Raw genomic sequence first — 18,492 nt, 5'->3', positions numbered from 1 at the left:
CTCAGCCTTCTCCTTCAGGCAGGTGGTAAGCCTTCTCGCCCGCTTCCACGCGCAGGTCCAGCCGGTTTTCCGGCGGCGCCAACGGGCAGGTCGCGTAGGCGGTGAACGCACACGGCGGGTTGTAGGCATGGTTGAAATCGATGCGCACCGTGCCATCGGCTGCCGGCGCATCGGTGTCCAGGTAACGCCCGGCCGGATAGCTGCCGCGGCCACTGGTGCGATCGGCAAAGATGAGGAACAGTGGCTGCCCCGGCGCACCGATCGCCTCCAGCCGCCAGCTGCGGCCATCCCGCTGGAACTCGACTGCGCCGGCATTGGGCATTTCGGTGGTCAGGCCAGTGATATCGACGATCGGCAGGGTTTTGCCCGGCGGGTGCGCGATGAAGCGCGCCTGTACTTGCCAGTCAGGACCACCCGGCCAGTACTCCAGTCCTCCAAAATCTCGGCGTGCCGGCGCGTCGGCATGCTTGACCCGCAGCGCATCGCGCGGGCCGCGGCGGATGATGCTGAGCTGCCCCTTGCCACCATCGAAGGCCAGCAGCGTCGGCTGCGGATCCTTGTCCGTGTCGACACGGATGCGGCCGCGCACCGGCTGCCCGTCATGGCTGACGTCAACGCCGGCCTCAGGCGTGAACCACCATTGGCTGCCTTCGCGGCGCAGCAGGCCCAGCTTGTCCGGCCCGACTGCCAGGCGGATGCCATTGGTCGTGCCGCTGCCGACGAAGTGCGATTTGTTCTGCAGCCAATGCAGGCCGACCAGCGCTGTCCAACCGTCCGGCCGGGTCAGGTCCTGGTAGCGAGCTACCCGCCACTGCTGCTGCCTGGCCGCATAAGCCGGATCTTCAGTAACCGTCGGCGCCGGCGGTGTCGCCGGACTGCAGGCGGCCAACACCAAAGCGGCCAGCAGGCCGCCCATTCCCCGATAACGCATCGATGCTCCCCTCAACGTCCGCGCAGGAACCAGCGGTCGATCTCCGCCAGCGAAAAACGGGCCCAGGTTGGCCGGCCGTGGTTGCACTGGCCCGACCGTTCGGTGATTTCCATGTCGCGCAGCAGCGCGTTCATTTCCGGCACGGTCAGCCGTCGGTTGGCACGCACCGCGCCATGGCAGGCCATGGTCGACAGCAGCTCATCGCGTGCACTCGCCACGCGCCGGCTCTGGCCGTGTTCGCGCAGGTCGGTCAGCACGTCGCGCAGCAGGCCTTCCGGTTCGGCATGCGCCAGCAGCGCCGGAATGCTGCGCACGTGCAGCGCACCGGGGCCGGCACGGGTCACTTCGAAGCCGAGTGCGGCCAGGGTTTCACTTTCACTCTCGGCGGTGTCGGCTTCGCGCTCGCCCACCGCGAGCGTGATCGGCACCAGGAGCGGCTGCGACTGCAGGCCGATGCCATCGTGCGCGTTCTTCAGCCGCTCGTAGCCGATGCGCTCGTGCGCCGCGTGCATGTCGACCACGATCAGGCCTTCGGCGTTCTCGGCCAGGATGTAGATGCCATGCAGCTGCGCGATCGCGTAGCCCAGCGGCGGCACGCCTGCGTCGGCACGGGTGACCGGCAGTCCGTTCTCGGTCGGCATCGGCGGCAGCGCAGCACCGCGCTCGGCGCCGGCCGGTGCGGCATACAGCGCGGCATAGGCAGCCGGTGCATCGGCCACCTGCAATCCCAGCGGCTGTTGCGGGCGCCAGCCAGAGAATCCACCACCGCCGCCACTCGAACCGGCACCCGGTGCGGCACCGCGGACCAGACCGAAACCGGAGGCGCCTGCGCTCGATGCCATCGGTGCGGCAGCGGCGTCCACCTGATGTGCGGGACCAACACCGATGTCCTGCGCCGACATGCCGGCACGGGTATCGGCCAGCGCATCCTTCAGCGTGCGGTAGACAAAATCATGCACCAGCCGCGAATCACGGAAACGCACCTCGTGCTTGGCCGGGTGCACGTTGACATCAACGCGGGTCGGGTCGAGCTCAAGGAACAGCACATAGGCCGGCTGGCGGCCGTGGTACAGCACATCGCCGTAAGCCATCTTCACCGCATGGGCGACACTGCGGTCGCGCACCGAACGGCCGTTGACGTACAGGTACTGCTGGTCGGCACTGGCGCGCGAATAATGCGGCTGCGCGATCCAGCCGTGCAGGCGCAGGCCGGCACCACTGTGGTCGACGCGCACGGCCTGGTTGGCGAAATCCTCGCCCAGCGTTTCGGCCAATCGCGCATCGGAATACAGATCGCCCGGCTTGTAGCGGCGCGAGGCCTTGCCGTTGTGCGACACGCGCAGTTCGACATCCGGCCGTGCCAGCGCCAGCGAACGCAGCCATTCTTCGATATGGCCCAGCTCGGTGCGCTCGGCGCGCAGGAACTTGCGCCGCGCCGGGACGTTGTAGAACAGCTCGCGCACTTCCACCGTGGTGCCCGGCGCATGCGCGCGCGGGGTCACTTCACCGATCTTGCCGCCTTCGATCTGCAGCGCCGAACCGTGTTCGTCATGTGCGCGACGCGAGGACAGGGTGAAACGGCTGACCGAGGCGATCGACGGCAGCGCTTCACCCCGGAAGCCGAGCGTGGCCACCGATTCGAGGTCGTCCAGATCGGCGATCTTGCTGGTGGCATGGCGCGATACCGCCAGCGGCAGCTGTTCCGGCGCGATGCCACTGCCGTTGTCGCGGATGCGGATCAGGCGTACACCGCCCTCTTCAAGATCGATATCAACGCGGCTGGCACCGGCATCGATCGCGTTCTCGACCAGCTCCTTGACCACCGACGCAGGACGTTCGACCACTTCGCCGGCGGCGATCTGGTTGATCAGGATCTCCGGCAACGGCCGGATCGGGCGCGGGCCGGGCGCGCTCATGGGAGAGGAATGGCAGCAGACTTCATGGGTCGATGATAGCGGAGCCACACGTCCGCCGGGCATCGCCCGGCGCTACCCGGCGCGTGGAACGGATTACTTGCTTCCGCCGGCCATGGTGCCGGCGGCGTCGATCTCGGCCTGGGCGCGGGCGGCGTACAGCGTCCCCGGCGGCGGCTGGCGGCTGAAGAAGGTGTGCACACCGTCCAGCACGGCACCGGCGATCTTGCGCTGGTAGGCCGGGTCGATCAGGCGGCGCTCTTCATCCGGGTTGGAGATGAACGCGGTTTCCACCAGCATCGCCGGCATGTCCGAGGTGCGCAGCACCGCGAAGTTGGCGCGCTCGATGTTCGGCTTGTGGTTGTTACCGATCCGCTTCAGGCCGCCCAGCACGTGGCCGGCCGCGTCCTCGGACGCCTTCATGTAGCCGCTCTGGGCCAGGTCCAGCAGGACGTTGGCAAGCGTGCCTTCGGTCTGCTGCAGGCGCACGCCACCGACCAGGTCAGCCGCGTTTTCCTTGTCCGCCAGCCAGCGGGCGCGCTGCGAAGAAGCACCCTTGGTCGACAGCACGTACACCGACGAACCGGTGGCCGAACGGTTTTCGGCCGCGTCGGCATGGATCGAAATGAAGATGTCGGCCTTGTTCGCACGTGCCTTCTGCGCGCGCATCGGCAGCGGGATGAACACGTCGCTGTCGCGGGTCAGGTACGCCTTCAGGCCCGGCGTCGCATTGACCTGGCGGGCAAGCTCACGCGCCACCGCCAGGGTGACATCCTTTTCGCGCTTGCCGGTCGGGCCGATCGCGCCCGGATCCTGGCCGCCGTGGCCCGGATCGATAGCCACCACCAGATGGCGCATGCCGGCCTGCATGCGGATGCGCGACGCATCGCTGGGCATGGCCGGGCGCGGCGGTTCCACCGGCGTCGGTGCCGGTGCGGGCACCGTGGCCGGTGGCGTGGTCACCACCGCTGCGGTGCGCTGCCCAGCCAGGATCGCGGCCGGCGAAGAAGAAGGCGAGCTGCTGGCCACGGTACCGGCCGCCGCGACCTGGGCCGGTGCAGTGGACGGCGCCGGGGTGGGCGTGGCCGGCGCGGCGGCAGTGGCACTGGCCTGCTGGCGCACCTGGGCAGTCAGCAGCGCGGTGGCACGCGCGGCATCGGAACGCGACTGCGCGCTCTCCGCCGGCGTCGGTGCGGGCGTGCTGACCGGTGCCTGCGGCTGCACCGCCGGCGTCGCTGCCGGACGGCTGGCGGCCACGGCCGGGCCATCGCCCGGCCATTCGATCACCAGCTTGGATTCATTGCCCTCGCGCTGCATCTGCGGGCGGAACGGCGCCACCGATTCAGCGAGGTCGAAAACGACACGGAAGGTGCCCGGCACCGGCTGTCCGGTACGCACCGCCGTAACCACGCCCTGCGCGGCCGGCATCTTCAGGTTGCGTATGGCGCTGGAGTCCGGGAAATCGACCACCAGGCGGTTCGGTCCGGCCAGCGACAGGGTTTTGTAACCGCCACTGCCTACCAGCGAGATTTCGGCACGGGTGCCGGTGGCGCCGGTATTCAGCAGGACCTGGCGGACTTCACCGGCCCACGCACTGACGCTCGCCAGACCCAGTCCGACGGCGGCACAGATAGCGATGAGACGGTTCCCCGGGCGCATGGCTCAGGATTCAATCACCGCGCTGAACGGAATGCAACACCTTTTTCCTTAATAATCCGTAACCTGCCGGTCTTTGTTCTCGTCAGCCGACAGAAATGGCCTGCAAGTCAGCCCCTTGGGGAAGCCGTTTCAGCCATTCATGTCCGACGTCGCTGGCGCCAGTGAGGCGGACGCGACGTCCCTGCCCCTCGATCTCCAGCGCCACCACCAGGTCGGTCGGCGGCAGCGCGCCAGCGCCGCGTTCCGGCCATTCCACCAGCCACAACACCGCGCTGCCTTCGTCCAGGCCCAGGAAATCGAGTTCGCCGGCCTGGCCGATCCGGTACAGGTCCAGATGCCAGGCCTCGCCACCGCTGGCCAGCGGATAGCGCTCGACCAGGGTATAGGTCGGGCTGCGGATCGCGCCCTGCACGCCCAGCGCGCGCAGCAGTGCGCGTGCGGTGGTGGATTTGCCGGCGCCCAGGTCGCCGCGCAGTTCGACCTGCGCCTGCGGCGGCCGGGTGGCCGCCAGCCATTGCCCGAGCAGTTCAGTGGCATCGCTGTCGGCAAGGAAGAAATCGATCATCGAGAGAGTTCCGGGTTGGCCAGTCGCCGCAACGGCGACAGCAGATCAGTAGGAAGCAGGCCGCGCGCGCCGTCGGCGGCAGCCGCGTCGCCGGCCAGCGCATGCAGCAACGCGCCCGCCGCAGCGGCATCGAAGGCCGCAAGGCCCTGCGCGCGCAGGCTGGCGATGATGCCGGTGAGCAGGTCGCCCATGCCACCCACGGCCATGCCGGGATTGCCTGCAGCGATCAGCCGTGGCGCCTGCCCGGGCGCCGTCACGATGCTGCCTGCGCCCTTCAGCACCACCACGGCGTGGAAGCGTTCGGCCAACGCCTGCGCACAGCGGTAGCGATCGGCCTGGATGTCAGCGGTACTGCAGCCGAGCAGGCGCGCGGCCTCGCCCGGATGTGGCGTAAGGATGGCGTCGGGCAGCGCGCGCGGATCCTGCGCCAGCAGGTTCAGTGCATCGGCATCGACCACCAGCGGCTTGGCGCTGGCCAGCACCCGCGCAAACAGTGCGCGCGCCCATTCGTCCTGGCCCAGGCCCGGCCCGATCGCCACCACCCTGGCCTTGTCCAGCAGCGCCGGCAGCACATCGCCGTCTTCCAGCGCATGGGTCATCGCCTCCGGCAGGCGCGCCAGCAACGGGCCGACGTGATCGCGGCGGGTACCCAGGCTCAGCAATCCCGCGCCCGCACGCAACGCGGCCTCGGCCGCCATCGCGATGGCGCCGCCGCTGCCATGGTTGCCGCCGACGCACAGCACGTGCCCGGATTCGCCCTTGTGGGTGTTGGCGCGGCGCGGCGGCAGCAGTGCCGGCAAGCGGGCCTGGGTCCAGTGCTCCGCGGCGGGTGACACGCCCTGCCATGCGGCCGCGGGCAGCTGCAGCGGCGCCAGCGCCTTCTGGCCGCAATGATCCAGCGCGTCGCCGGTATACAGCCCGCGATGCGGCGCGATGAACTGCAGGGTCAAAGCGGCCTTCACGGCCACGCCCGGTACGGCACCGCGATCGGCATCGACGCCACTGGGCACGTCCAGCGCCAATACCGGTGCCGCCTGCGCGTTGAGCGCGACAATCAGCGCCTGCGTCACGCCTTCCGGCGCGCGATCGAAGCCCAGACCGAACAAGGCATCGACCCAGATATCGGCCTCGGGCAGCACGCCGGCGAAATCGGTGATGGTGCCGCCGCCGGACCTGAATTCCGATGCTGCACGCTGTGCCAGCACGGTTGACGGCGACTTCCCCGGCAAGGCGATCACCATCACCTCACGCCCGGCCTGCAGCGCGTGACGGGCCAGCACATGGCCATCGCCACCGTTGTTGCCCGCACCGACCACCACGCCGATCCGCCGCGCCTGCGGCCAGTGCTGCAGCAGGCACTGCCAGGCGGCCTGGCCGGCCTGCGCCATCAGGCCCCAGCCGCCCTCGGCAGCCAGTGCCGAGGCCTGCGCATCAAGCGCACGCGCGGCAGCGGAATCGAACAGATCGGCAAGGTTGGCCATGCAGGGATTTTATACTGGTGCACATGTCCCCTGCCCCCACCCCTGTCGATCCGGCCCAGGCCGTGCAGCGCATCCGCGAACTGGCCCGTGCGCATGGCTTCCAGCGCTGCGGCATCGCCGGCATCGAGCTGGGCGAGGATGAAGCGCACCTGGCCGACTGGCTGGGCCAGGGCCTGTACGGCACGATGGACTGGATGGCGCGCCACGGCACCCTGCGCGCGCGCCCGGCGGAGCTGCTGCCCGGCACCATACGGGTGATCTCGGTGGGCATGGACTACAGCCACAAGGACGACACCGAAGCCTGGGCGACCCTGGCCGACCCGGGACGTGCCTACGTGGCGCGCTACGCGCTGGGCCGCGACTACCACAAGCTGATGCGCAACCGCCTGCAGAAGCTGGCCACGCAGATCAACGATGAAGTGGCACCGCTGGGCTACCGCGTGTTCGTCGATTCGGCCCCCGTTCTGGAACGCGCACTGGCGCGCAATGCCGGTCTCGGCTGGATCGGCAAGCACACCTGCCTGATCGATCGTCATGGCGGCTCATGGTTCTTCATCGGCGAGATCTACATCGATATCCCGCTGCCGATCGATGCCCCGGCCACTGCACATTGCGGTACCTGCACGCGCTGCATCGATGTCTGCCCGACCCAGGCCATCACCGGCCCGCAGCGTCTGGATGCACGACGCTGTATCTCCTACCTGACCATCGAGCACGACGGCGCCATTCCCGAAGACATGCGCCCGTTGATCGGCAACCGCATCTACGGCTGTGACGACTGCCAACTGGTCTGCCCTTGGAACAAGTTCGCCAAGCGTACCGACGAAGCCGATTTCCGCGCACGCAACAACCTCGATACCGCGCGGCTTGACCAGCTGTTCGCCTGGGATGAAGCCGAGTTCCTGCGCCGCACCGAAGGCAGCCCGATCCGGCGCAGCGGCCATGAGCGCTGGCTGCGCAACATCGCCGTGGCGCTGGGCAATGCACCGTCCTCGGCCGAAGCGCTGGCCGCGTTGCAGACCCGCGTCGATGATCCCTCGCCACTGGTGCGTGAACACGTGCAGTGGGCGCTGGGCCAGCACACGGTGCGCTGACGTGCGATCCTGAGCCCCCGTTCCGCCCGCAGCACGCCGTTCCCATGCAGCCACGCAACAACGACATCCTCACTCCCAGCCAGCTCAACACCCTGGCCCGCGACCTGCTGGAAGGCAGCTTCCCGGCGATCTGGGTCGAGGCCGAGCTGGGCAGCGTGGCGCGTCCTTCTTCCGGGCACCTGTATTTCACCCTGAAAGACGCACGTGCACAGCTGCGCGCGGCGATGTTCCGGATGAAGGCGCAGTACCTGAAGTTCGTGCCGCGCGAAGGCATGCGCGTGCTGGTGCGCGGCAAGGTGACCCTGTATGACGCCCGTGGCGAGTACCAGATGGTGCTGGACCACATGGAGGAAGCCGGCGAAGGCGCATTGCGCCGCGCCTTCGAAGAGCTGAAGGCACGCCTGGAGGCCGAGGGCCTGTTCGACCCGGCGCGAAAGCGGCCGATGCCGGCGCACGTGCAGCGCCTGGCGGTGATCACCTCGCCCACCGGCGCCGCCGTGCGCGATGTACTGAGCGTACTGGCCCGCCGCTTCCCGCTGCTGGAAGTGGACCTGCTGCCGACCCTGGTGCAGGGCAGCAGCGCCGCTGCACAGATCACCCGCCTGCTGGAGGCCGCCGATGCAAGTGGTCGCTACGACGTGATCCTGCTGACCCGCGGCGGCGGTTCGCTGGAAGACCTGTGGGCCTTCAACGATGAAGCACTGGCCCGTGCGATCGCCGCCAGCCGCACCCCGGTGGTGTCGGCGGTTGGCCACGAAACCGACTTCAGCCTGAGCGACTTCGCCGCCGACCTGCGCGCGCCGACACCATCGGTGGCCGCCGAACTGCTGGTGCCGGACCAGCGCGAACTGGCGCTGCGCCTGCGCCGCACGGCGGCACGCATGGTGCAGTTGCAGCGGCACACAATGCAGCAGGCCATGCAGCGCGCCGATCGCGCGCTGCTGCGCCTCAACGCACAGAGCCCGCAGGCCAGGCTGGATCTGCTGCGTCGCCGCCAGCTGGACCTGGGCCGGCGCCTGCATGCCGCGTTCAACCAGCAGCAGGAACGCCGTGCCGCATGCCTGCGCCATGCAGCGGCGATGTTGCGCGGGCACCATCCGCAGCGCCAGCTCGACGCGATGCAGCGCCGCCTCGCCGCCCTGCGTGGGCGTCCGCAGGCTGCAATGCAGCGCCTGCTGGAACGCGATGCACTGCGCCTGCGCGGGCTGGCGCGTTCGCTGGAAGCGGTCAGCCCGCTGGCGACCGTGGCCCGTGGCTACAGCATCCTGACCCGCAGTGACGATGGCACCCTGGTACGGAAGGTCGACCAGGTGCAGCCTGGCGATGCGCTGCAGGCGCGCGTCGGCGACGGCGTGATCGACGTGCAGGTCAAGTAGAGGGTTGTTCGGCAGGGCTGCGCCCTGCACCCACAGAGGCTTCAAGCCAAGGCAACGTCAACGTCAAAAGCAGGCATTCCGTGGGATGGCGGGGCGATGTCGGAGTGCGGGGACGCCGCAAGTACGTCCTTGTAGGCTTGGCAGCCGCATCCATGCGGCTGACACCCCGCACTCCGACACCGCCCCACCTCTGACAGATTCCGGTGGCTGTTGGTAGGTGTCGACCTTGGTCGACACGGTAGATCCACGCATGTGTGGATGAATCTCCATCGGAATCGAATATTTCGAATCGAGATCGAAAAGCATCCGCGCATGGCGTGGATCTACAGCAGGTCGCAGAAATCTGTCGAAGGCGGGGTGGGTCCGGTTGCGGGAGTGTCCGCGGCATGGATGCCGCGGCCAAGCCCCCATGGACGGGTTTACGGCGTCTCCCGCAACCGGAACCACCCCGCCATCCCACAGGAGACCAGCTTCTGCTGTTGCCGTTGCTTGAAGCCTCGGCAGGTGCCGGGCGCAGCCCGGCCGACACCCCCAACAGGCAGCCGGCGCCCGGAACAGGTACCCTATGCCGCCATCAGACAACCAACGTGACATGACCGACGCCCTCGTCGCTCCGCAGTGGGCCTCCCGCCTGCGCGACATCGCCGACTTCCCCAAGCCCGGCATCCTCTTCAAGGACATCATGCCGCTGCTCGCCCATGGCGAGGACTTCCGCGGTGCCATCACCGCGATGGCCGACCGTTGGCGCGACCAGAAGCTGGACGCGGTGGTTGGCATCGAATCGCGTGGTTTCATCCTCGGTGCCGCCATGGCGCTGGAACTGGGCGTGGGCTTCGTGCCGGTGCGCAAGCCGGGCAAGCTGCCGGGTCAGGTGCTGCGCGAGGAATACACGCTGGAATACCGCAGCGACTGCATCGAAGTGCACGCTGATGCGCTGCCGGCCGGTGCCCGCGTGGCGATCATCGACGACGTGCTGGCCACGGGCGGCACGCTGGTCGCCGCGTTGTCGCTGGTGCGCCGCCTGGGTGTTGACGTGGTCGGTGCCGGCGTGCTGGTCGAGCTGGACGGCCTCGGCGGCCGCGCGCGCTGGGAAGCGGACCTGCCGCTGCATACTGAATTGGTGTTCTGATCGATCGATGGGTGCCAACCAAGGTTGGCAGCACCTTTCGCGACTGACGCTACGGAATGGGCCAACCAAGGTTGGCCGCTACCAGGTCAGGTCGTTGCCAACCGTGGTTGGCAACGCTGCTTCAATCACATCATTCGCACGCGGAAGCGACGGCCCTTGATCTTGCCGGCTTCCAGCTTGGCCACGGCCTTGTTGGCCTGCTCGCGGGCGATCGCCACGTAGGAGCGGGTCGGGAAGATCGCGATCTTGCCGATGAACTTGCTCGACAGGCCGGCGTCGCCGGTCAGTGCGCCGAGGATGTCGCCCGGGCGCAGCTTGTCGGTCTTGCCACCGTCGATGCGCAGCGTGCGCATCGCGGCCTGCGGCAGCTCGGCCGGGCGCGCGGTCGCCAGCGGTGTCTTCTGCCAATCCAGCGGTTGCCCCATGTGCGCTTCGATGGCTTCGGCGCGGGTCTTTTCACGACCAGCCACCAGGCTGATCGCCAGGCCGCTGGCACCGGCACGGCCGGTACGGCCCACGCGGTGCTGGTAGCTCTCCACGTCGGTCGGCAGCTCGTAGTTGATCACCGCGGCCAGCTCTTCCACGTCCAGGCCACGTGCGGCCACGTCGCTGGCGACCAGCACGTTGCAGCTGCGGTTGGCCAGCAGCAACAGCACTTCCTCGCGATCGCGCTGTTCCATGTCGCCATGCAGGGCCAGTGCCGAGAAGCCGAACTGCTGCAGCGAGTTGGCCACTTCGTCCACGTCCTTGCGGGTGTTGCAGAACACTACCGCCGATTCCGGCGTGTACTTCAGCAGCAGGCCGGCAAGCGCCTTCTGGCGGTGTGCCGGTTCCACCTCGCAGAACAGGTGGCGGATGGCCGGGGCCTGGTCTGCGCCTTCCACGGTCACTTCCACCGCATCGCGCAGCAGGTCACGCGCCATGGCGCGGATGCTGTCGGGGAAGGTGGCGGAGAACAGCAGGCTCTGGCGGTCCTTGTGGGTGCGGCCGGCGATCTCGCGGATCGGCTCCTCGAAGCCCATGTCGAGCATGCGGTCGGCTTCGTCCAGCACCAGCGTGCGCACCGCGCCAAGATTCAGCGCGCGCTTGCGTGCCAGCTCCTGCACGCGGCCGGGCGTACCGACCACCACGTGCGGGTCATGGCCTTCCAGCGACGCCAACTGCGGGCCCAGCGGCACGCCGCCCACCAGCAGCAACAGCTTCAGATTCGGAATGCCGGTGGCCAGCTTGCGGATCTGCTTGCCGACCTGGTCGGCCAGTTCGCGGGTCGGGCACAGCACCAGCGCCTGCACGCGGATCAGGCTGGGGTCGATGGCCTGCAGCAGGCCGAGGCCGAAGGCGGCGGTCTTGCCGCTGCCGGTCGGCGCCTGTGCGATCACATCGCAGCCATCCAGGATGGCCGGCAGGCTCTGCGCCTGCACGGGGGTGAGGGTGGTGTAGCCGAGGGCGTCCAGGCCGGGCTGCAGGGCCGGGCTCAGCGGCAGGGTCGAGAAGTCAGTCATGGCGCATTGTACCCGTCCGCGCGGCCGCTCCCTGCCACAGGGCCTTCATCCATGTGGGTGCCGACCTTGGTCGGCACGCTCTTCCTCAGCCCAGCACCGCCAACACGCCCTGATGAATCGCCAGCCCCCCAAACAGCAGCCAGGCGAACAGGATCAGCGCCAGCAGCAGCGGCTTCAGGCCCGCCTGGCGCAGTGCCGAGACGTGGGTGGTCAGGCCCAGCGCGGCCATCGCCATCGCCAGCAGCACGGTATCCAGCTGCACCAGCCCGGCCTGCAGGCCCGCCGGCAGCAGATGCAGCGAGTTGAAACCGGCCACCGCCACGAAACCGAACGCGAACCACGGCACCACGATGCGCGCCTTGCTGCCGTCGGCGCTGGCCTTGCCGCCGCGCGCCAGCCACAGCGACAGTGCGACCAGGAACGGTGCCAGCAGCATCACCCGCACCATCTTGGTGATCACCGCCGTGTCGGCCGCCGCTTCGTTGACCGCGCGGCCTGCCGCCACCACCTGTGCCACTTCATGCACCGTCGCACCGGTGAACAGACCGTATTCGCGCGCGTCCATTGCCAGCCAGCCGTGCGACTGCACCAGTGCATACAACGCCGGATACAGGAACATCGCCAGCGTGCCGAACACCACCACCGTAGAGACCGCGACCGTGACCTGTGCAGCGCGGCCGCGCACCACCGGTTCGGCGGCCATCACCGCTGCCGCACCGCAGATCGCGCTGCCAGCACCGATCAGCATCGCTGCCTCACGCTCCATCTTGAACACGCGCACACCAAGCCAGCAGGCCAGGCCGAAGGTGCTGGCGACCACCAGCACGTCCATCAGCACGCCAGTGACGCCGACATGGCCGATGTCCTGGAAGGTCAGGCGCAGGCCGTACAGCACGATGCCAGCGCGCAGCAGCCAGTGCTTGGAAAAGCCGACACCGGCCGCGCTGCTCGGCGCCAGCCGCGGGTAGAACGTGTTGCCGACCACGATGCCGGCGACGATGGCCACGGTCAGCGCACTCAGGCCGTGTGCCTGCAACCAGGGCAGCTCGGCCAGGTACAGCGACGCCGCCGCGATCAGGCCCACCAGCAGCAGGCCGGGCAGGCGCGGCTCCCAGCGTTGGCGCAGGGCGGGCAGGGACCAGGGGGAGAGGGCAGGGGCGTTCATGGCACGGGCAGCGCTGGAGAGATGGGGCAAGCGTGCGCCTGAGTCGATGACCTGTAAAACGAATAATATGGGTGAAACCTACCCATCAAGGAGGTAAGTGCCATGCGCCTGACCTTGCGCCAGTTGCAGGTCTTCGTCGCCATCGCCGATCACGGCAGCACTACCGCCGCCGGCCAGGCCATCGCGCTTTCGCAATCGGCCAGCAGCGCCGCCCTGCAGGAGTTGGAAGCCCACTTCGGCACCCCGCTGTTCGACCGCATCGGCCGCCGCCTGGCGCTGAACGGGCACGGCCGCGCACTGCTGGAGCCGGCGCGTACCTTGCTGGTCAACGCCGCCGATCTGGAGCGGCAGCTGGCCGCCGGCGGCGACCCGTCGCAGGGCGCGCCGCTGCGGCTGGTGCTGGCGGCCAGTACCACCATCGGCAATTACCTGCTGCCGCCACGCATCGCCGAACTGCTGCGCCAGGCGCCACAGGCCGAGGTCGATCTGCGCATCGACAACAGTGCCGGCGTTGTCGCCGCCGTGCAGCGCCTGGACGTCGACGCCGGCCTGATCGAAGGCCCCTGCCACGAACGCGGCCTGCAGGTCACGGCCTGGCAGCAGGATCCGCTGGTGATCGTGGCTGCCGCCGACACCCCCGCGCGCTGGTCGCTGGATGAACTGCGCCGCGCACGCTGGCTGCTGCGCGAGCCCGGCTCCGGCACCCGCGAAGCCGTCGAACAGGCCCTGCTGCCGCATCTGCGCGGCTTCGCCCAGACCCTGCAACTGGGCAATACCGAAGCAATCAAGCAGGCCGCCATCGCCGGCCTCGGCCTGGCCTGTCTTTCGCGTCACGCGCTGGAAGAGCCCCTGGCCCTGGGCCGCCTGCGTGTGCTCGAAACCCCGTTGCCCGCCCTGCAACGCACCCTGTGGCTGGTCCGCCACCCGGGCAAGCAATGGTTGCCGGGGTTGCAGGCGTTGTTGGGGGAGGTGGGGTAATCCATCAGAACCCCAGTGGATCCCATCCATCGACAGTCCCTCCAGCGTTCATCCACGCATGGCGTGGATCTACCGTGTCGACCAAGTTCGACACCCACCAGAGCAGAATGCCGTTCCGACAGATCGCGGGAAGCTGTCAGAGGCGGGGCGGTGTGGGTTTGCAGGACCGTTGGCGCCACGGATGGCGCCATCGAGCCCCCAAGGATGGGTTTACGGCGTGTCCTGCAGACCCACACCGCCTCGCCAGCCCACAGGAAACCCGCTTCAGCTGTTGCTTTGGCGGTTGACGTTGCCTCTGCGGGTGCCGGGTGCAACCCGGCCGACGCCCCCAACCCGTACAATATCCGGATGCCTCTGATTACCCTACAGAACGTCGACTTCAGCGTCGGCGGCCCGTTGTTGCTGGAAAAGGCCGAACTGTCGATCGAGCCGGGCGAACGCATCGCCCTGATCGGCCGCAACGGCGCCGGCAAATCCACCCTGCTCAAGCTGCTGTCCGGCGACCACAAGCCCGATGACGGCGAAGTCCGCGTGCAGCAGGGCGTGCGTGTCACCCGCCTGGAGCAGGAAGTGCCGCACGGCGCGGCCGGCTCGGTGTTCGACGTCGTCGCCGATGGCCTCGGCGAACTGGGCCAGTGGCTGGCCGAGTTCCACCACCTGAGCCATGCCGAGGTATTCGACGGCGAAGCCCTCGGCAACGTGCAGGCCAAGATCGACGCCGCCAACGGCTGGGGCCTGGACCAGCGCGTCAGCGAAACCCTGACCAAGCTCGACCTGGACGGCGAGGCCGAGTTCGGTCGCCTGTCCGGCGGCATGAAGCGCCGCGTGCTGCTGGCCCGCGCGCTCGTGTCCAGCCCGGACGTCCTGCTGCTGGACGAACCGACCAACCACCTCGACATCGAAGCCATCGACTGGCTCGAAGCGTTCCTGAAGGGCTGGAGCGGCAGCGTGGTGTTCGTCACCCACGATCGCCGCTTCCTGCGTGCGCTGGCCACCCGCATCGTTGAGATCGATCGCGGCCAGGTCACCAGCTGGCCGGGCGACTGGGCCAACTACGAGCGCCGCCGCGAGGAACGCCTCAACGCACAGGCGCAGGAAAACGCGCGCTTCGACAAGCTGCTGGCGCAGGAAGAAGTGTGGATCCGACAGGGCATCAAGGCGCGTCGCACCCGCGACGAAGGCCGCGTGCGCCGCCTGAAGGCGATGCGCACCGAGCGCTCGCAGCGCCGCGACCTCAGCGGCAACGTCAAGATGGAAGCCGCGCAGGGCGTCAGCTCCGGCAAGAAGGTCATCGATGTCAAGGACATTTCGTTCGCCTTCGGCGAGCGCACCATGGTCCGCGACTTCACCACCACCATCCTGCGTGGCGACCGCATCGGCCTGATCGGCCCCAACGGCAGCGGCAAGACCACGCTGCTGAAGCTGCTGCTGGGTGAACTGCAGCCGGCCAAGGGCGAAGTCAATGCCGGCACCAATCTGCAGATCGCGTACTTCGACCAGTACCGCGCGGTGCTGCGCGAAGACTGGAGCGCGATCGAGAACGTGGCCGAAGGCCGCGATTTCCTCGAGTTCAACGGCAAGCGCAAGCATGTGCATGCCTACCTGCAGGACTTCATGTTCACCCCGGAACGCGCGCGTGCGCCGATCACCCGCCTGTCCGGTGGCGAGCGCAACCGCCTGCTGCTGGCCAAGCTGTTCGCGCAGCCGTCCAACCTGCTGGTGATGGACGAACCGACCAACGACCTCGACGTGGAAACCCTGGAGTTGCTGGAAGAGCTGCTGGGCGAGTACACCGGCACGCTGCTGCTGGTCAGCCACGACCGTGACTTCATCGACAACGTGGTGACCTCCACGCTGGTGATGGAAGGCGACGGCGTGATCGGCGAGTACGTGGGCGGTTACAGCGACTGGCAGCGTTATGCGGCCAGCATCGCAGCGCCTGCCGCGGCCCCGGCAGCCAAGCCTGCGGCGGCTGCACCGGCCGCCACGGCCGCTGCTCCGGCTGCCCCCAAGCGCAAGCTGGCCTACAAGGAAGCCCGCGAGCTTGAGCAGCTGCCGAAGACCATCGAGAAGCTGGAAGGCGATGTCGAAGGGCTGACCTCGGCGATGAACGACCCGTCGTTCTACACCCGCAGCAGCGTCGAAGTGACCGCGCACACCCAGCAGCTGGCCAAGGTGCAGGCCGAGCTGGATGCCGCGTACGCGCGCTGGGAAGAGCTGGAAGGTTGAGTATCGGTCGGCGCCAGCAGTGCCCGATTGATGTAGATCCGAACCCGCGTTCGGCTCGTCGTGATCTGACCGGAGAGCAGCCGAGCGTAGGCTCGGCTCTACCGAGGCATGCCAGCGGACGTTGTAGAGCCGAGCCTACGCTCGGCTGGTAGATCCACGCCATGCGTGGATATCACCCGCAGTGCGGACCAGGGTCCGCACCCACCAAAGCGGATTCCGCACCCATCGGGGGGGGGCGGTCATTTAACCCCGTGCAGATCCCGCAGCTGGCTGGGCCGGCTGCCGAAGTACGCCGCCAGATCGGCGATGTCCTGGTCACTCAGGTCCTTCGCCTGCGGCGTCATCAGCATGTGCTGGCGGTCACCGGCGCGGTAGGCCTGCAGCGCGTGCGCCAGGTAGTCACCGTACTGCCCGCCCAGCTTGGGGTAGGTCGGGTCGATCGGCGCGTTGCCGTCGGCCCCGTGGCAGTCGATGCAGCTCTGGTTGGTGGCCTTGCCCTTCACCTTGGCGCGGGCTTCACCGGCGGCCTCGCGGCCTGCGGGCAGGCCGGCCGAAGACGAAGAGCTGTGTTCGCCGCTGGCATGGCCCGGGTCGGCGGCGGATTTCTCGCTGTTTTCCACCTGCGACTGCGAACAGGCCGCCAGCAGCAGGGCAACGGACAGGGCGATGGCGTGACGCATCGGATGCGCGGCTTTCGACATGGGCGGGCCTTACTTGACGGTGGACAGGTAAACAGAGAGATCGGCGATCTCCTGTTCGCTGAAACTCATCGACTGCGCCTGCATCGTCGGATGCCGGCGCTTGCCCTGGCGGTATTCGGTCAGGGCCTGGGCCAGGTACTGCTGGGTCTGGCCGCCGATCTTCGGCACCCGGTAGCTGGGGTAGGCGTTCTTGTAGCCGGTGATCCCGTGGCAGCCCTGACAGGTGTAGGCCAGGACACGGCCATTGTCGAAGTTGCCGGTGGGGGCGGCGGGCGCCGGGGCCGGGGCCGGTGTGGCAGGAGCAGGAGCGGGCTGTGCGGCGGCCCCAAGGGGCAGGAGGACGGCCAGAGCGAGACAAGCGGCGAGCGGCTGCGGGCGCATGGTGTCGTTTCCGGGGATTCGGGTCTGGTCGTTCCGGCGTGGGGTACGGAACGACCCGAGTATAGCCTCAGGTTTCATCTAGCTGAAATGGGGTCGTTCCCACCGGTGGCGTGAAGGCACCATGACCTTTGGGATATGGTGTTGCCGTGAAGTGGTGCATTACTTTGCTACCACACCTGTCCACGCATCCATCAGGGACCTGACGATGTCGCACCCATTCTTCCTGTCCGGCCGTCGCAGCGGAATCTGCGTTGCCGCACTGCTGATCTCCACCTCCCTGCTGCTGGGCGGTTGCGCCGCAGGGCCCAATTCCGAAGCCAAGGCCGCCGAGACCAAGGAGGAGAAGAAGGTCGACGCGGTGCCGGTCGAAGTGGCGGTCGCCAGTCACCGTGCGGTCGCTGCCAGCTACACGGGTACCGCCGCGCTGGAGCCGCGCGCCGAGTCGCAGGTGGTCGCAAAGACCTCGGGCGTGGCGCTGGCGGTGCTGGTCGAGGAAGGCCAGCGCGTCACCGCCGGCCAGCCGCTGGTGCGCCTGGATCCGGACCGCGCACGCCTGGCCGTTGCCCAGAGCGAAGCGCAGATGCGCAAGCTGGAGAACAACTACCAGCGCGCTCAGAAGCTGGTGGGCCAGCAGATGGTCAGCGCCGCCGATGTCGACCAGCTGCGTTTCGACCTGGAGAACGTCCGCGCGCAGTACCGCCTGGCCACGCTGGAACTGTCCTACACCACGGTGGTGGCGCCGATCTCCGGCGTGATCGCCTCGCGCTCGATCAAGACCGGCAACTTCGTGCAGATCAACACCCCGATCTTCCGCATCGTCGACAACTCGCGGCTGGAGGCCACCCTCAACGTGCCCGAGCGCGAGCTGGCCACGTTGCGCGCCGGTCAGCCGGTAACCCTGGCCGCCGATGCACTGCCGGGCCAGAGCTTCACCGGCACCGTCGACCGCATCGCGCCGGTGGTGGATTCGGGCAGCGGCACGTTTCGCGTGGTCAGCGCCTTCGACGGCGCCGCCCACGCGCTGCAGCCCGGCATGTTCGGGCGCATCCGCATCGATTACGACCAGCGTACCGATGCGCTGGTGGTGCCGCGCCTGGCGCTGCTCGACGACGGTGAGCCGGCGGTGTTCCGGGTGCGCGAAGGCAAGGTCGCACGCGTTCCGGTCAAGCTGGGTTACGCCGAGGGCCCGTGGGTGGAGATCCGTGATGGCCTGGCGGCCGGTGATCAGGTGGTCACCGCCGGCAAGGTCGCGCTGCGCGACGGCACCGCAGTGCAGGTGATCGCTGATCCGAAGGCAAAGGCGAAGACGGTCGCAGCGGCCGCCAAGCCGGCAGACAAGGCCGGGAGCAAGCAATGACCGCCCCGGGCCACGACCACGGTGCCTCGCC

Annotated in this window: 15 protein-coding genes; 6 read left to right on the top strand and 9 right to left on the bottom strand. The window is 68.4% G+C overall.

Going from position 1 to position 18,492, the window contains the following annotated elements; translation table 11 throughout:
• Window position 1: 1 nt before the first annotated feature.
• The 5 genes from N5D20_RS08500 to N5D20_RS08480 all read right to left on the bottom strand — a co-directional run bounded on the left by N5D20_RS08500 (window position 2) and on the right by N5D20_RS08480 (window position 6,549).
• Window positions 2-931: a DUF1684 domain-containing protein gene (locus N5D20_RS08500; protein WP_100446281.1), complete on the bottom strand. Its 930-nt coding sequence runs from the start codon at window positions 929-931 to the stop codon at window positions 2-4.
• An 11-nt stretch (window positions 932-942) separates the two neighbouring features.
• Window positions 943-2,847 (bottom strand): DNA mismatch repair endonuclease MutL, encoded by a 1,905-nt coding sequence (mutL, locus tag N5D20_RS08495; RefSeq protein ID WP_197578456.1) that lies wholly within the window; start codon window positions 2,845-2,847, stop codon window positions 943-945.
• Window positions 2,848-2,940: 93 nt separating this feature from the next.
• On the bottom strand, window positions 2,941-4,503 hold the full coding sequence (locus tag N5D20_RS08490; RefSeq protein ID WP_054172197.1) for an N-acetylmuramoyl-L-alanine amidase: 1,563 nt from the start codon (window positions 4,501-4,503) through the stop codon (window positions 2,941-2,943).
• Window positions 4,504-4,585: 82 nt separating this feature from the next.
• Window positions 4,586-5,068 carry a tRNA (adenosine(37)-N6)-threonylcarbamoyltransferase complex ATPase subunit type 1 TsaE gene (gene tsaE / locus N5D20_RS08485; protein WP_197578457.1) on the bottom strand — a complete coding sequence of 161 codons (483 nt, stop codon included), beginning with the start codon at window positions 5,066-5,068 and terminating at the stop codon, window positions 4,586-4,588.
• Complete coding sequence (locus N5D20_RS08480; RefSeq protein WP_197578458.1) at window positions 5,065-6,549, bottom strand: NAD(P)H-hydrate dehydratase; 1,485 nt, start codon at window positions 6,547-6,549, stop codon at window positions 5,065-5,067. The genes tsaE and N5D20_RS08480 overlap by 4 nt, the downstream gene beginning before the upstream one ends.
• 23 nt (window positions 6,550-6,572) lie before the next feature.
• Here N5D20_RS08480 and queG point away from each other — a divergent pair, with 23 nt between their 5' ends.
• The 3 genes from queG (at window position 6,573) to N5D20_RS08465 (ending at window position 10,148) form a co-directional block, all read left to right on the top strand.
• Window positions 6,573-7,643 carry a tRNA epoxyqueuosine(34) reductase QueG gene (gene queG / locus N5D20_RS08475; RefSeq protein ID WP_049437400.1) on the top strand — a complete coding sequence of 357 codons (1,071 nt, stop codon included), beginning with the start codon at window positions 6,573-6,575 and terminating at the stop codon, window positions 7,641-7,643.
• 44 nt (window positions 7,644-7,687) lie between these two features.
• On the top strand, window positions 7,688-9,019 hold the full coding sequence (xseA, locus tag N5D20_RS08470; RefSeq protein ID WP_197578459.1) for an exodeoxyribonuclease VII large subunit: 1,332 nt from the start codon (window positions 7,688-7,690) through the stop codon (window positions 9,017-9,019).
• A 592-nt stretch (window positions 9,020-9,611) separates the two neighbouring features.
• The gene (locus tag N5D20_RS08465) at window positions 9,612-10,148 is read left to right on the top strand and encodes an adenine phosphoribosyltransferase (protein ID WP_049457836.1); all 537 of its coding nucleotides are present in this window, start codon (window positions 9,612-9,614) and stop codon (window positions 10,146-10,148) included.
• Between the two features lie 125 nt (window positions 10,149-10,273).
• Here N5D20_RS08465 and dbpA read toward each other — a convergent pair whose 3' ends face one another.
• The gene (dbpA, locus tag N5D20_RS08460) at window positions 10,274-11,650 is read right to left on the bottom strand and encodes an ATP-dependent RNA helicase DbpA (RefSeq protein WP_197578700.1); all 1,377 of its coding nucleotides are present in this window, start codon (window positions 11,648-11,650) and stop codon (window positions 10,274-10,276) included.
• Between the two features lie 85 nt (window positions 11,651-11,735).
• On the bottom strand, window positions 11,736-12,815 hold the full coding sequence (locus tag N5D20_RS08455; protein ID WP_197578699.1) for a YeiH family protein: 1,080 nt from the start codon (window positions 12,813-12,815) through the stop codon (window positions 11,736-11,738).
• A gap of 102 nt (window positions 12,816-12,917) precedes the next feature.
• Here N5D20_RS08455 and N5D20_RS08450 point away from each other — a divergent pair, with 102 nt between their 5' ends.
• Together N5D20_RS08450 and N5D20_RS08445 are read left to right on the top strand one after the other, a co-directional pair.
• Window positions 12,918-13,793 (top strand): LysR family transcriptional regulator, encoded by an 876-nt coding sequence (locus N5D20_RS08450; RefSeq protein WP_049437239.1) that lies wholly within the window; start codon window positions 12,918-12,920, stop codon window positions 13,791-13,793.
• 348 nt (window positions 13,794-14,141) lie between these two features.
• Window positions 14,142-16,022 (top strand): ATP-binding cassette domain-containing protein, encoded by a 1,881-nt coding sequence (locus N5D20_RS08445; protein WP_197578698.1) that lies wholly within the window; start codon window positions 14,142-14,144, stop codon window positions 16,020-16,022.
• A 239-nt stretch (window positions 16,023-16,261) separates the two neighbouring features.
• On the opposite strand, the gene N5D20_RS08440 is transcribed toward N5D20_RS08445, so the two are convergent.
• Both N5D20_RS08440 and N5D20_RS08435 read right to left on the bottom strand, forming a co-directional pair.
• Window positions 16,262-16,723 carry a cytochrome c gene (locus N5D20_RS08440; RefSeq protein ID WP_197578697.1) on the bottom strand — a complete coding sequence of 154 codons (462 nt, stop codon included), beginning with the start codon at window positions 16,721-16,723 and terminating at the stop codon, window positions 16,262-16,264.
• A 9-nt stretch (window positions 16,724-16,732) separates the two neighbouring features.
• A complete protein-coding gene (locus N5D20_RS08435; protein WP_197578696.1) occupies window positions 16,733-17,104 on the bottom strand; it encodes a c-type cytochrome in 372 nt (123 codons plus the stop codon).
• 205 nt (window positions 17,105-17,309) lie between these two features.
• Here N5D20_RS08435 and N5D20_RS08430 point away from each other — a divergent pair, with 205 nt between their 5' ends.
• Entirely contained in the window at window positions 17,310-18,461 is a 1,152-nt protein-coding gene (locus N5D20_RS08430) for an efflux RND transporter periplasmic adaptor subunit (RefSeq protein WP_197578695.1), read from the top strand.
• The last annotated feature ends 31 nt before the right edge of the window (window positions 18,462-18,492 follow it).

It is taken from the genome of Stenotrophomonas sp. GD03877 (assembly GCF_029840555.1).
Lineage (GTDB): Bacteria > Pseudomonadota > Gammaproteobacteria > Xanthomonadales > Xanthomonadaceae > Stenotrophomonas > Stenotrophomonas geniculata.
This window is presented reverse-complemented; position numbering and strand designations above follow the sequence as displayed.

Bases quoted from the DNA above. Each gene is read 5' to 3' on its own strand.
- tsaE (WP_197578457.1), bottom strand. From the start codon at position 5,068: ATGATCGATTTCTTCCTTGCCGACAGCGATGCCACTGAACTGCTCGGG.
- N5D20_RS08440 (WP_197578697.1), bottom strand. From the start codon at position 16,723: ATGTCGAAAGCCGCGCATCCGATGCGTCACGCCATCGCCCTGTCCGTT.
- mutL (WP_197578456.1), bottom strand. From the start codon at position 2,847: ATGAGCGCGCCCGGCCCGCGCCCGATCCGGCCGTTGCCGGAGATCCTG.
- queG (WP_049437400.1), top strand. From the start codon at position 6,573: ATGTCCCCTGCCCCCACCCCTGTCGATCCGGCCCAGGCCGTGCAGCGC.
- dbpA (WP_197578700.1), bottom strand. From the start codon at position 11,650: ATGACTGACTTCTCGACCCTGCCGCTGAGCCCGGCCCTGCAGCCCGGC.
- N5D20_RS08480 (WP_197578458.1), bottom strand. From the start codon at position 6,549: ATGGCCAACCTTGCCGATCTGTTCGATTCCGCTGCCGCGCGTGCGCTT.
- N5D20_RS08500 (WP_100446281.1), bottom strand. From the start codon at position 931: ATGCGTTATCGGGGAATGGGCGGCCTGCTGGCCGCTTTGGTGTTGGCC.
- N5D20_RS08430 (WP_197578695.1), top strand. From the start codon at position 17,310: ATGTCGCACCCATTCTTCCTGTCCGGCCGTCGCAGCGGAATCTGCGTT.
- N5D20_RS08445 (WP_197578698.1), top strand. From the start codon at position 14,142: ATGCCTCTGATTACCCTACAGAACGTCGACTTCAGCGTCGGCGGCCCG.
- N5D20_RS08435 (WP_197578696.1), bottom strand. From the start codon at position 17,104: ATGCGCCCGCAGCCGCTCGCCGCTTGTCTCGCTCTGGCCGTCCTCCTG.
- N5D20_RS08450 (WP_049437239.1), top strand. From the start codon at position 12,918: ATGCGCCTGACCTTGCGCCAGTTGCAGGTCTTCGTCGCCATCGCCGAT.
- N5D20_RS08465 (WP_049457836.1), top strand. From the start codon at position 9,612: ATGACCGACGCCCTCGTCGCTCCGCAGTGGGCCTCCCGCCTGCGCGAC.
- xseA (WP_197578459.1), top strand. From the start codon at position 7,688: ATGCAGCCACGCAACAACGACATCCTCACTCCCAGCCAGCTCAACACC.
- N5D20_RS08455 (WP_197578699.1), bottom strand. From the start codon at position 12,815: ATGAACGCCCCTGCCCTCTCCCCCTGGTCCCTGCCCGCCCTGCGCCAA.
- N5D20_RS08490 (WP_054172197.1), bottom strand. From the start codon at position 4,503: ATGCGCCCGGGGAACCGTCTCATCGCTATCTGTGCCGCCGTCGGACTG.